An 11,834-nucleotide genomic window follows, 5' to 3' on the forward strand; every position below is an offset into this window, starting at 1 on the left:
GGTCGCTGAGAAAATATCTCCAGAGCGGCCAATCAGATTCTTATGGCACTTGGAAATTTGGGGCAGCCGCAACATTGACGCAACCAACATCCAATATTTATACTTATGTCGTGTGGCGAGCCTTGAGCATAGCCCGTGCATCATTCAACATACGAATCGCTTTCGATCCTGTTTCGTTAAAAAGCTTTCCGGCATCAGTAAGAGTCAGCGGGTGTGTGCTTCGATCTACAAGTTCAGAACCTACCCATGCTTCGAGCGCACGAATCCGTCTGCTGAAAGTCGGCTGGGTAACGTTCCGATGATCGGCCGATCGGGAAAAATTACGCGTGACTGCAAGGCTCAGAAAATCTTCAACGCATTTTATGTCCATTTCACTACCCTCGATGATCGTTGTAATCGGTTTTTATTGCTCTTGATGTGAGCTTGCCTCATATCACCCGTGCTTATGAAAAGCTCAGCAGAAGCACGGGGGAACCGGATAAACACAGCATGTTCCCGCTTGTCATAACTGATGGTGCTGTGGTTATGCCCTAAATCACCCGGGAATATTTTCAGCGTCGACCGGTCCAGACACGGTCATGGCGGGCCCGTCAGCGAAGACTTTTGCAGCCAGCGGGACATCCAGTCTGCCTTCCCAGCGCGCAATCGCAATGGTTGCAACGCCGTTGCCGATCAAATTGGTGACGGCCCGGGCTTCGTTGAGAATGCGATCTATGCCCAGTAGCAGGACGAGGCCCGAAACGGGAATTTTATGCATCGACGCCAAGGTTGCCGCGAGAGCAACGAAGCCGGCGCCGGCAACACCAGCCGACCCTTTCGAAGTCAGCAGCATCACCCCCAAAATCACGAGTTGATCCCAGACCGTCAGATTCACATTGGTTGCCTGGGCCACGAAGATCGCGGCCATAGTCAAGTATATTGCCGTACCATCGGCGTTGAACGCATAGCCGGTAGGGAGAACCAGGCCGACCACCGATTTCTCGCATCCCATTGTTTCCATCTTCATCAGCATTCTCGGCAATACGGCCTCGGTCGACGCGCAGCCGAATACAATCAGAATTTCATCCTTGATGTATTTCAGGAAACTCCAAAGAGACAGTCCGCACAGTCTCATCACGGCACCCAGCACGAACACGACGAATAGTAAGCAAGTGGCATAAACCGCCACCATCAACTGGCCAAACGAAGCAAGAGTGCCGATGCCGTAACGTCCGATGGTGAATGCGATCGCGCCGAAAGCACCGATCGGCGCGACATACATCACGATTCTGACAACACCAAACATCCCGTGCAGGAAAAGATCCAGAATGTCGACCAGCGGTGTCGCTTTCCCGCCCATGTGAGTCAAGGCAATCGCGAAGAGGATAGAGAACAAGATGATCTGCAACATTTCACCTTGGGCAAATGCCCCCACCACGCTGTTAGGCACCAGATTCATGAAGAATTCAGTGAGCGTACTGTGCTGTGCAGCCGTTGTGTAGCTAGTAATTGAAGTTGTGTCGATTTGGCTGGCATCGATGTTCATGCCAACCCCCGGTTTGAGGATATTGATCACGACCATTCCGATTACGAGAGCCAACGTGGACAATACCTCGAAATACAAAATGGCCTTGAGACCAACCCGGCCAGCTTCACGAATATTACCCATCCGTGCTATTCCGACCACGACCGACGCGAAGATAATCGGCGCAAGGAGCATTCGTATCAGCTTAATGAAGAGATCGCCCAACGGTTTGAGTTCAATGCCCAGCTTAGGATTGACATATCCAAGGATAATGCCTGCAATGATGCCGACCAAAACCTGGAAATACAGCTTTGACCCAACTTTCTTGATCAATGAAACGTTCATCTTTGTCTCCTCCAATATTTCAGGAATAATTCTTATGAGGGGGAACGGCTTTTTATTTTTATAAATGTTTGCGAAACGGACCGTACCAGCCCGTTTTACCCGCCGCCTTTACTCCGCCAGCTTTTTCATTTCGCTGTAGAGATCGGCTTTACCCTCGAATCCGATGCCAGGCAAATCTGGCATCGTTATATAGCCGTTATCGACTTTCACCCCATCCGGGAAGCCGCCGTAGGGCTGGAACAGATCGGGATAGGATTCGTTGCCTCCCAGTCCCAGGCCCGCTGCGATATTGAGCGACATTTGATGTCCGCCATGTGGAATGCAACGCTTGGACGACCAACCGTGCTCATGTAGCATGTCCAGCGTACGCAGGTATTCCACCAACCCGTAGCTGAGGGCGCAGTCGAATTGCAACCAGTCACGATCAGAGCGCATGCCGCCGTAACGAATCAGGTTGCGTGCGTCCTGCATCGAAAACAGGTCTTCGCCGGTTGCCATCGGATTTTTGTAATAATTGCGCAGTGTCGCCTGCAGCTCGAAATCGAGCGGATCGCCCGGCTCCTCGTACCAGAAAAGGTCGTATTGCGAGAGTGCTTTGGCATAAGCAACGGCCGTATCCAGGTCGAAGCGGCCATTGGCGTCGACCGCCAGTTTTTGACCATCCTGCAATACGCTCAAAATTGAATCGATGCGACGCAAATCTTCGTCCAGCGAAGCGCCGCCGATTTTCTTTTTGACGACCGTATAACCGCGGTCGATGTAACTGCGCATTTCATCCTTGAGCGCGTCGTGGTTCTGGCCGGGATAGTAATAACCGCCGGCTGCATACACAAAAATCTTTCGATCGGGCGTCCCATTACCGTAACGCTCTGCGAGTAGTTGAAACAACGGCTTGCCTTCGATTTTTGCCACCACGTCCCAAACAGCCATATCTATGGTACCGATCGCTACCGAACGTTCGCCGTGACCGCCGGGCTTTTCGTTTGTGAACATACAGTTCCAGATCTTGTGCGGATCAAGATTATTGCCGCTATCGTTGATCAAACTTTCCGGCGCTGCTTCGAGCAAGCGTGGAATAAAACGTTCTCGCATTAACTTGCCCTGACCGTAACGGCCGTTCGAATTGAAGCCGTAGCCAATCACCGGTTTGCCGTCGCGGATGACATCGGTAACTACAGCGACAAGACTTAACGTCATCTTGCTGAAATCGATGTAGGCATTGCGTATGGGAGAGCTGATAGGGATGGTTTTTTCGCGGATTTCAACAATTTTCATGGTCTTCGCCTCCAGTATCGAGTGGTTATCAGAATCTACGAACCAAGAATACCTGCGCTCAACGTGCTTATAATTCACATGAATTCAAACCACTATTAACTTCAGGTGAAAAATGAAAGTTGATGCCGCCTCGGAATTAGTCTTCTTCGTAATGCTGGCAAAGCATGCAAACCTGTCAGCGACAGCCCGCGAACTCGATATCACCCCCCCAGCGGTGACCAAGCGCCTGGCCATGCTGGAACAGCGTCTAGGCGTGCGGCTCGTAAACCGCACCACGCGTCGCGTCAGCTTGACCAGCGAGGGAGAAATTTATCTGGCGCATGCAACCCGGATTCTTGCCGAAATTCGTGAGATGGACGATCTAGTCGCCAGTAGCCGTGCCGCGCCGCGCGGCTTATTGCGGGTGAATGCGACGCTAGGGTTCGGGCGCACCACCGTCGCGCCGCTGATGTCTGAGTTTGCCCAACGCTACCCTGAGGTGGAGATACAGTTACAGCTGACCGACCGGCCGATCGACCTGGTCGAACAAGGCTTCGACTTGGCGATCCGCTTTGGCGAATTGCCCGATACCCGGCTAAGCGCGCGGCGCATCATGTCAAATCGGCGCTTTCTGTGTGCTTCGCCGACCTATCTGCGACAGCATGGCTCTCCGCAGACCCTGACGGATCTGGCGCGACATCGCTGCATTATTCATCGCCAGAACGATGACGCTTACGGTATTTGGCGCTTTACCCGTAACCGCAAAACAGAGGTAGTGAAGATTCATGGCGCCTTGTCCAGCAACGATGGTGACATCGTACTCGGATGGGCGCTCGATGGGCACGGCATCTTGATCCGCTCGGAGTGGGATCTCGCCAAGTACCTTGAGAGTGGCCGGCTTCAGTTGGTCCTGCCGGCCTATACGCTGCCGCCGGCAGACTTGTTCGTTTACTACCCGAGCCGCAGCAACTTATCCGCGCGCGTCAGAGCTTTTATTGATTTTCTCGTTTCCAAAATCGGGCATTCTCCGACTGGCAAGCGCCCTAATCGTTAGGGCCGTGCTTCTCAGCCAAGGATCAATCCGGCCACCTAACCCGGGTATTGACGGTCCGCTTTCTTGAAATCGCTATGCCCGTTTTGGGTCGTTTACTACCTGTCGCAACCTGTGCATTAAATGCCATCGCATGTACTCTGCCCCCTTTTAACTGTGTGAAGTTGTTTTGGAGGTTGCTGTCAGGTGAAGCAGACGGCTTCGACATTATTACCGTCCGGGTCGATCAGGAACGCGCCATAATATGTCGGACTGTAGTCGGTGCGCAGGCCCGGCTTGCCGTTGTCGCGTCCTCCGGCCTTTAAGCCGGCCGCATGAAAACTGTTGACCTGCTTGTGATCGGCGGCGCGAAAGGCGACATGCGTGGTGCCGGCCTGCGCATCCGCGGATGCATACAGCCAAAGTGCCGGCTGGTCCGGCGGCCCGAAACCGGCGTAGTCGTCACCCTGCGACACCAGGACATGCCCCAGGTCTTTCAGCGCAGCCTGGTAAAAACGCACGCTGGCATCCAGGTTCTTCACTTTCAATCCGATATGGTCGAACATGATGATCTCCTTGTCATTGCATCCACATGGATATGGATGCGTCAGGTAGCCATCATTTCAGATCGAATCCAATTTTTCTTGGAAAATCTTGCGCTCGCCATGGGCGACACGCTGGAAATATTTTGGTGAAACGCCTGCGGCACGGTGGAAGGTGCGTACAAAGTTCGACAAATCATTGAAACCGACATCGTATGCGGTATCCGTGACGGAGCGGCCGTCAGCCAGCAAGCGAGCGGCATGACGTAGTCGCGAACGCAACAGGTACTGATGTGGCGTGACGTTTAACGCGCGGCTGAACAACCGCAGGAAATGAAAAGGGCTCATGCCGGCTTCGATAGCAATCCGTTCGAGGTCGATGTCCTCATGGGCATGCGCGGTGATCCACATTGCCGCATTGACGGCGCGGCGGCGGTCTTGGGTAGTCGTCGGCGACGTCGCCGGTTGCTTGCCGGAGGCAAGTGCAATGAAACGGGCTGCCAGCAGCAATCCGATTTCATCCAGTCCGACATCGCTGCGTCCTTCCGCCGCGGCTTGCCCCAGTTCGCCCAGCATGCCGAGACCCGCCAGCGGCGGCAAGGCGCCGGTGCGCCACACGGATTCCCGGGCGCCGAGCGATTCGACACATTGCGGTGCAAATTGAAAAGACAAGCATTCGTCGCCGCAAACATGGTGTTCATGCGTGCAGCAGAATTCATCGCCGGCGCACCCGATCATCACGGATCCAGGCACCAGCTCATGCTGCTTGCCGCGATAGCGCAAGCCAAAGCTGCCACGTCGCACATACGAAACCGAATGACTGCGATGCAACTCGGCGACCGGCCTGTCGGCCGGACTGGCGTTGCAACGGTAATCGATCACGGTGATCGACGCGCTTTGCGAAAGAATGATGGTATTCACCCGCTCCAGTTTATACCGATTAAAAATTTGAACAACTTGTCGCCGGTATTGAATTTAGTCCACCCCTTGACTTCAAGTTAAGTTGAAGTTTTACACTGGTATCCGGTCATTACTATCTATTTCACAACGTAACCGGAGCGAATCGATGTCGACTACCCATGTCATTGAAAACAATAAGCTTCTCATCCGCAGACTGTATGAAGATTGCATCAACCGGGGCAACGTGGCGTTATTGACGGTGCTAATCGCTGACGATTTTGTCGGCAACCCCGGCGCGCAGGGCGCTGCGGAATTTGCCAAAGGCATAGCTGCGATACGCAACGGCTTTCCTGATGTGCAATTCGAGGTTGAAGATTTGATCGCCGAGGGCGACCGGGTCGCCGTCAGGTGGTCGTTTCGGGGAACCCATGGCGGGCCGTTTGCAGGGAAGGCCGCAAGTCATGCGCAGGTGACCCAGACCGCAAATGTGATTTTCCAAATTCGGGATGGCAAGATTGCCCGAGCCTGGGTGCAGGTTGATCGCTTGGGATTGTTACAGCAGATAGGTGTTCTGGCGGCCTGACTGAGAGGAAATGCCACATTCACGAAGGAATATATTTCCCATTGGGAAATATGCTAATTTAGCGCCACCACTTATCCTAGGGGGTAAATGATGTCCTGTGAAATTTTGCAAGAACAAGTCGCGATCCCGGTACCGGAAGATGGATCCATCATAGATGCCTATGTCGCTCGTCCAGAGCAACCTGGCAAATATCCAGCCGTAATCGTCGGCATGGAACTATACGGCGTCAATGCGGAGATACGAGACGCCGCCCGGCGTGTAGCTGAACTTGGCTATGTAGCTATCGCGCCGAATTTTTATCATCGCACCCTGCCCAACGATTCGTTGCCATTCGGTGCCGAGGGCCGGGATCGGGGCTTCGAGCATTTGCATCACTTAAGCCGTCCGACGGTCATTGCAGACGTACGCGCCGTCATTAATTTCATCCATGCGCGCCAGGATGTTTCAGAGCGCACCGGCTTTCTCGGTTTCAGCATGGGCGGGCACATTGCCTACCTGGCTGCGACGCAATTCGATATCGCCGCATGCGCTTGTTTTTATGGCGGATGGCTGGTCAATACCGACATCGAGCTTAGCCGCCCGGAACCAACCGCGTCGCTTACCGCTGGTATTGCGAAGCACGGCGGGCGCCTGATTTATTTCGTCGGCGAGCTGGATCACGCCGTCACGCGCGAGCAACGCGAGCAATTGGCTGCGGCGCTCGAAGATGCCCATGTGCGGCACGAGATGGTGGTTTACCCGGACACAGGGCATAGCTTCTTTGGCGAGACGCGCGATACATTCCATAGGGTGTCTCGCGATGATGCGTGGAAGCGGGTCCAGGCGTTGTTTGCGGAGGAGCTTTACCAGGATCGCCATTTTTCTGAAAAACGATCTTGATTGATCGCGTTGAGGCGTAAATGCCTCAACGCAGTATCAGACAGAAAATCAGGCAGCAAATCCGCCATCGATAGTCAGGCTGGCGCCGGTGATGTAAGCCGCCTCCGGGCCGGCCAGGTAAGCGACAAAGCCGGCGATTTCCTCATCGGTGCCATAACGGCCGACCGGCATCATGGCCTTCAAGCTGGCCGCAAAATCACTGCCGGCTGGATTCATGTCGGTATCGACCGGGCCCGGCTGCACATTATTGATGGTGATACCGCGCGGACCCAGGTCGCGTGCCAGGCCTCGGGTCAGGCCGACGATGGCCGACTTGCTCATGGCATAGGGGCCGCCGCCGGCAAACGGCATGCGGTCGGCGTTGGTGCTGCCGATGTTGATGATCCGGCCGCCCTCAGTCATGTGACGCGCCGCCGCTTGCGTCGCCACGAATACACTGCGTACGTTAATTGCCAGAGTGCGGTCGAAATCCTCCAGGCTGAATTCGGCCAGCGGTGCAATCGCCAGCACACCTGCATTATTGACCAGGATATCGAGCCGTCCGAAAGCGGTTACGGTTTGCTCGATCGCCGCTTTGATTGCGTTGGCGTCAGCGCTGTCGGCCTTGATAGCGAGGGCGCGTCCACCGGCTTTTTCGATTTCCTTGACGACTTGCGTCGCGCGTTCTGCCGAGCTGATGTAGGTGAGTGCGACAGCTGCGCCGTTCCTGGCAAGCCGCCTGGCGATTGCCGCGCCGATACCGCGTGAACCGCCCTGGACGAAGGCGACTTTGTTGTCCAGCACTGCAGTTTGTTGATTGATAGCCATGATATTTCTCCATTTGTAGGCGCTTGTCGAAGTGATAAGCACCGGATTGACAAGTGAAGTATCGGCCGTTCATTATGTCGTTACTAGCCATGAATCTTCATATTCACTTCATACAAAAGGTTTAAAGTGAAGTTTAAAATAGAACTATGGAAACCATGATTGGCATGCAGTGTTTCGTGCGTAGCGCCGAAGCTGGCAGTTTTTCCGAGGCGGCCCGGCGGCTTGGCATGACTTCGGCCGCGGTCGGCAAGAATGTGGCGCGGCTGGAGACTGGATTGGGCGTGCGCCTGTTCCATCGAAGCACGCGCAGCCTGACCCTGACCGAGGCCGGGGAAAGCTTTTTGCATGAAGTCAGGGATGGCCTGACGTCGATCCAGGCCGCCGTCGATAATCTGGCCAGCGCCGGAGGACAGCCGACTGGCGTACTCAAGGTCAGCATGGGCACCGGTTTCGGCCGTACCTACATGGTGCCGTTGCTGACGCCGTTCCTGGCAAAATACCCGGCGATCTCGCCGGACTGGCATTTCGATAATCGCCAGGTCGACCTGATCGCGCAGGGTTTCGATGCAGCTCTCGGCGGCGGCTTCGAACTGCCGCCCGGTGTCGTGGCCCGCGAACTTGCGCCGGCGCATCGTGTACTGGTCGCCGCGCCAGGCTACTTCAACGACCGGCCGGCGCCGGCATCGCCGGCAGATCTAGGCGCGTTCGATGGCATTTTCATCCGCTCGCCGCAGACCGGACGGATACGCCCCTGGCCTTTGCGCAACCGGGCCAATCAGCAGGCGCCGGTGACGCTGCGCATGCGCATGACCATGAGCGATCCCGAAGCCGCTTGCGAAAGCGCTCAAATGGGTCTCGGGATTGCCTTGGTCAGCATGCCGAACGCTCTGCCGTTCCTGCAAAACAAAACCTTGGTACGCGTCTTGCCGGACTGGTATGTCGATGGCGGCACATTGTCGTTGTACTTCGCCGCCCAAAAGCTGTTGCCTGCCAAGACCCGCGTATTTGTCGACTTTGTGGTGGAACATTTTCGGGCGCAGGAACTGGCCAGGCATTTTTCGGCGTTTTGAAAGTCTTGGCGGGATGAAAGCTGTGTGGAGCAGGTTTCGAGAGATCAGGGGCCGCCATTCAGTAGTGAATCGACCCTACATCACGGCTACGGAGATAGGCGCTTCATTTATCGCAGGTTTGTTTCTTTGCGGTTTTACTGCTTCTGCTCCGTGGTCCACTAAGCGCGGTCAGAGTGAGGTTTCGGCGGTAAAACATACCGAAAGTTCACTCTGACCCCGGTTAGTTCGTGCTGCTTGTCGCGTAGAAGGAGAATCAGGCTGTGATTAACGGTCCGCGTTGTCCAACAGTTCTGTCAACACATCCGCCGCATTCGCAATGTGCGCCCCGCGCGCCACCATATCCACCACGAATTCCCGATACTGCGCCTCGAACCCGCTCACAGGACTCATGCAATCGGTCACCAGCACCAGTTTCGCTACATGCTGGGGACCGAAATAATCGGCGATATGTTCCGTGGTGGCCTTCACGCAATGGCTGCCGGCTTCGCCGGTGATGTAGATGCGGTCGGCTGCGGCCAGGCTGTTTAGAAAGGCTTGGTTCGATTGCGTCAGCACATCGTCGGGATCGGGCACTTCGGCCTGCACCGCGGAATAGTGCTCGGTCCACGGATTGCTGCCTTTGCTGATCTTGTTGACGCTGCGCAGGGTGCCTTCTTCCCAGCGGTTGTAGGCGCGCCGTACGTCGGCGTGGACGTTGTGGCCCCATGAGCCGATCTCGCAATGGACCGGCCATATCATCAGCCGATAACGTCCCGCCGCTTCCAGTTGATCCAGGTAGTGCAGCACCCGCGGCAGTGCTGCGGGCACGCGTGGCAGATATCTGACGGCGCGCACATCGGCCGCCGAAATCTGGGTAAACGGCACGACCTCGCTACCCGTCGCGCTTATCCAGAATCCAGGGTGGGCGATATCGAGCCGGTGATGCGAATCGAGTGTGATGCTGATTTCGCTGATGCCTGCGCCGCCGCGAGTGATCATGTCCGCCACGCGCAGCATGTCGCCGTGGGCGCCTGGCACAGGTAGCGCGGGGGCTGACGTGCGGCCGCTGGCCGGATCGTCCGAAAGATAGTCGGGTGGCAGATCGCAAAAATCGTTTTGCGGATCGATGATCAACAGGTGTAGGTTGCGGCGCATCCGATTTTCCTATGTTTTTCCTTGCTGCCTGCCTGATATCGTTTTTTTGCTTAAAGCGCGGCCAGCATGGTTTTCAGTGCGTCCTGTGTTGCCGGATCGCTCAGGCCCAGATTGCCTTTGGTTTCCAGCAAATGGTCGCGGCTGGTTGCCGGCCAGCCGAAGGCGTCGTCGTCGAGCGCCAGCCAGCTGGTCGGCTTGCGGCGTTCGACATCGCGCAAGATTTGCATGCCGCGTGGCATGGTGTCGAATTCCGCCGGCGTCAGTTTGGGGTGATGGAAGGTGGAGCCGATCACGCGCTCGCGCAGGCTCTCGGTGAGTTCCTGTCTGGTGTCGTCGAATCCCAGTGCCCGGACCCAGCTGGTGGAAAGGACGATTTTGACGTCTGGATAGGGGGCCAGCAGCTCTTCCAGGATCGGCATCCATTCAAAGAACGAGCGGTCCGGCGTGGCGATGTAGAGGCCGCGCTTGCGGTTACGGATGACTTTGTCGTCGTGCAGGACACCGTTGTAGTCCAGATAGAGAATTTTCATAATGTGTCGAGCCAAGCGTCGAAATAAGGGGTGAATTAAGCGTTACGTATCAGGGTCGAATCGAGATTTCGGTCCCTGATTAGGGCAAAAGCTTGCAAATCAGGCATTTGCAGGAGTGGCGCTATTAGACCACCAAGTTTACTCCAAGGGAATCGCCATGCCTGCGAATCGGCAAAATGGCCCACCGCCAGCAGGCTTAAACCACTGCAGATATACTCGAAAACCGCAAGCTGAACAAGGAAGTCGCTGTGATCCCAATTTCAATTCTGGACCTGGTCCGTATCCGCCAAGGTAGTGATGCGCGCACCGCGCTCGACCATGCGCGCGATCTGGCGTTGCACGCCGAGGGCTGGAACTATCGCCGTTTCTGGATGGCAGAACACCACAACATGCGCGGCATCGCCAGCGCCGCCACTGCCGTGGCGATAGGCCACGTCGCTGCCGGCACCAGCACCATACGGGTGGGCGCCGGTGGCGTCATGTTGCCGAATCATTCACCGCTGGTGATTGCCGAGCAGTTCGGCACGCTGGCTTCGCTGTTTCCCGGTCGTATCGATCTCGGCCTGGGGCGCGCGCCTGGCACCGACCAGATCACCACACGGGCGCTGCGGCGCGATCCGGCCAGTGCCGAGTCGTTTCCACAGGATGTGCTGGAATTGCAAGCCTTCCTGGCGCCGGCCGAGCCGGACCAGCGCATCGTCGCGGTGCCGGGCCACGGCACCCAGGTGCCGCTGTGGATCCTGGGGTCAAGTACCTTTGGCTCGCGCCTGGCCGCCGAGCTTGGCTTGCCGTACGCCTTCGCTTCGCATTTCGCGCCGGATTCTCTGGACATGGCGCTGCAACTGTATCGCGCCCAATTCAAGCCGTCCGCGCAGCAGGCCAGGCCCCACGCGATGGTGGGTGTCAACATCATCGCCGCCGATACCGATGCCGAGGCACGCCGTCTGGCGACTACCCAGCAAATGTCGTTCACCGACATGCACCGTGGCGTCCGTGGCCTGAGCAAGCCGCCTATCGACGATATCGAAACCTATTGGTCGCCGCTGGAAAAGGCGCAGGCTTCGCACATGCTGGCGTGTTCGATCATCGGCTCGCCGGAAACCGTGCGCGAAGGATTGGAAAAATTCCTGTTACGTACAGGCGCCGATGAATTGATGATTGTTTCGGATGTGTTCGAGCACAAGGCGCGGCTGCATTCCTATGAAATCATCGCCGACGTTGCGCGTAGCGTGGAGCCGCTGCAAATGTCGATTTAG

The 11,834-nt window shown here is 56.2% G+C and carries 13 protein-coding genes; 5 read left to right on the forward strand and 8 right to left on the reverse strand.

What is annotated here, in order from left to right; translation table 11 throughout:
- Positions 1-103: 103 nt before the first annotated feature.
- The 3 genes from BM029_RS05660 to BM029_RS05670 all read right to left on the reverse strand — a co-directional run bounded on the left by BM029_RS05660 (position 104) and on the right by BM029_RS05670 (position 3,124).
- The gene (locus BM029_RS05660; RefSeq protein WP_092433441.1) at positions 104-370 is read right to left on the reverse strand and encodes a LysR family transcriptional regulator; all 267 of its coding nucleotides are present in this window, start codon (positions 368-370) and stop codon (positions 104-106) included.
- Between the two features lie 165 nt (positions 371-535).
- Positions 536-1,849 (reverse strand): C4-dicarboxylate transporter DctA, encoded by a 1,314-nt coding sequence (gene dctA / locus BM029_RS05665; RefSeq protein ID WP_092433443.1) that lies wholly within the window; start codon positions 1,847-1,849, stop codon positions 536-538.
- A gap of 108 nt (positions 1,850-1,957) precedes the next feature.
- Positions 1,958-3,124, reverse strand: coding sequence for a mandelate racemase/muconate lactonizing enzyme family protein (locus tag BM029_RS05670; RefSeq protein ID WP_092433444.1), 1,167 nt, complete (start codon positions 3,122-3,124; stop codon positions 1,958-1,960).
- A 112-nt stretch (positions 3,125-3,236) separates the two neighbouring features.
- Here BM029_RS05670 and BM029_RS05675 point away from each other — a divergent pair, with 112 nt between their 5' ends.
- Positions 3,237-4,157, forward strand: a complete 921-nt coding sequence (locus BM029_RS05675) for a LysR substrate-binding domain-containing protein (protein ID WP_092433445.1) — start codon at positions 3,237-3,239, stop codon at positions 4,155-4,157.
- A gap of 179 nt (positions 4,158-4,336) precedes the next feature.
- Here BM029_RS05675 and BM029_RS05680 read toward each other — a convergent pair whose 3' ends face one another.
- Both BM029_RS05680 and BM029_RS05685 read right to left on the reverse strand, forming a co-directional pair.
- Positions 4,337-4,699, reverse strand: coding sequence for a VOC family protein (locus BM029_RS05680; RefSeq protein ID WP_092433446.1), 363 nt, complete (start codon positions 4,697-4,699; stop codon positions 4,337-4,339).
- A gap of 57 nt (positions 4,700-4,756) precedes the next feature.
- Positions 4,757-5,596, reverse strand: a complete 840-nt coding sequence (locus BM029_RS05685) for an AraC family transcriptional regulator (RefSeq protein WP_092433448.1) — start codon at positions 5,594-5,596, stop codon at positions 4,757-4,759.
- Positions 5,597-5,741: 145 nt separating this feature from the next.
- Here BM029_RS05685 and BM029_RS05690 point away from each other — a divergent pair, with 145 nt between their 5' ends.
- Both BM029_RS05690 and BM029_RS05695 read left to right on the forward strand, forming a co-directional pair.
- A complete protein-coding gene (locus tag BM029_RS05690) occupies positions 5,742-6,158 on the forward strand; it encodes an ester cyclase (protein WP_092433450.1) in 417 nt (138 codons plus the stop codon).
- Between the two features lie 87 nt (positions 6,159-6,245).
- Positions 6,246-7,037: a dienelactone hydrolase family protein gene (locus BM029_RS05695; RefSeq protein ID WP_092433452.1), complete on the forward strand. Its 792-nt coding sequence runs from the start codon at positions 6,246-6,248 to the stop codon at positions 7,035-7,037.
- A gap of 48 nt (positions 7,038-7,085) precedes the next feature.
- On the opposite strand, the gene BM029_RS05700 is transcribed toward BM029_RS05695, so the two are convergent.
- Positions 7,086-7,844 carry a 3-oxoacyl-ACP reductase family protein gene (locus BM029_RS05700; protein WP_092433454.1) on the reverse strand — a complete coding sequence of 253 codons (759 nt, stop codon included), beginning with the start codon at positions 7,842-7,844 and terminating at the stop codon, positions 7,086-7,088.
- A 146-nt stretch (positions 7,845-7,990) separates the two neighbouring features.
- Here BM029_RS05700 and BM029_RS05705 point away from each other — a divergent pair, with 146 nt between their 5' ends.
- On the forward strand, positions 7,991-8,914 hold the full coding sequence (locus BM029_RS05705; RefSeq protein WP_092433456.1) for a LysR family transcriptional regulator: 924 nt from the start codon (positions 7,991-7,993) through the stop codon (positions 8,912-8,914).
- 264 nt (positions 8,915-9,178) lie between these two features.
- On the opposite strand, the gene BM029_RS05710 is transcribed toward BM029_RS05705, so the two are convergent.
- Both BM029_RS05710 and BM029_RS05715 read right to left on the reverse strand, forming a co-directional pair.
- Entirely contained in the window at positions 9,179-10,048 is an 870-nt protein-coding gene (locus BM029_RS05710) for a cysteine hydrolase family protein (protein WP_092433458.1), read from the reverse strand.
- A 50-nt stretch (positions 10,049-10,098) separates the two neighbouring features.
- Complete coding sequence (locus BM029_RS05715) at positions 10,099-10,578, reverse strand: HAD domain-containing protein (protein WP_092433460.1); 480 nt, start codon at positions 10,576-10,578, stop codon at positions 10,099-10,101.
- A 248-nt stretch (positions 10,579-10,826) separates the two neighbouring features.
- Here BM029_RS05715 and BM029_RS05720 point away from each other — a divergent pair, with 248 nt between their 5' ends.
- Positions 10,827-11,834 (forward strand): LLM class flavin-dependent oxidoreductase, encoded by a 1,008-nt coding sequence (locus tag BM029_RS05720; RefSeq protein ID WP_092433462.1) that lies wholly within the window; start codon positions 10,827-10,829, stop codon positions 11,832-11,834.

The organism is Collimonas sp. OK607 (assembly GCF_900111995.1).
In the GTDB taxonomy this organism is placed as follows: Bacteria; Pseudomonadota; Gammaproteobacteria; order Burkholderiales; family Burkholderiaceae_D; genus Collimonas.

Bases quoted from the DNA above. Each gene is read 5' to 3' on its own strand.
- BM029_RS05675 (WP_092433445.1), top strand. From the start codon at position 3,237: ATGAAAGTTGATGCCGCCTCGGAATTAGTCTTCTTCGTAATGCTGGCA.
- BM029_RS05710 (WP_092433458.1), bottom strand. From the start codon at position 10,048: ATGCGCCGCAACCTACACCTGTTGATCATCGATCCGCAAAACGATTTT.
- BM029_RS05670 (WP_092433444.1), bottom strand. From the start codon at position 3,124: ATGAAAATTGTTGAAATCCGCGAAAAAACCATCCCTATCAGCTCTCCC.
- BM029_RS05680 (WP_092433446.1), bottom strand. From the start codon at position 4,699: ATGTTCGACCATATCGGATTGAAAGTGAAGAACCTGGATGCCAGCGTG.
- BM029_RS05715 (WP_092433460.1), bottom strand. From the start codon at position 10,578: ATGAAAATTCTCTATCTGGACTACAACGGTGTCCTGCACGACGACAAA.
- BM029_RS05705 (WP_092433456.1), top strand. From the start codon at position 7,991: ATGGAAACCATGATTGGCATGCAGTGTTTCGTGCGTAGCGCCGAAGCT.
- BM029_RS05690 (WP_092433450.1), top strand. From the start codon at position 5,742: ATGTCGACTACCCATGTCATTGAAAACAATAAGCTTCTCATCCGCAGA.
- BM029_RS05695 (WP_092433452.1), top strand. From the start codon at position 6,246: ATGATGTCCTGTGAAATTTTGCAAGAACAAGTCGCGATCCCGGTACCG.
- BM029_RS05660 (WP_092433441.1), bottom strand. From the start codon at position 370: ATGGACATAAAATGCGTTGAAGATTTTCTGAGCCTTGCAGTCACGCGT.
- BM029_RS05700 (WP_092433454.1), bottom strand. From the start codon at position 7,844: ATGGCTATCAATCAACAAACTGCAGTGCTGGACAACAAAGTCGCCTTC.
- dctA (WP_092433443.1), bottom strand. From the start codon at position 1,849: ATGAACGTTTCATTGATCAAGAAAGTTGGGTCAAAGCTGTATTTCCAG.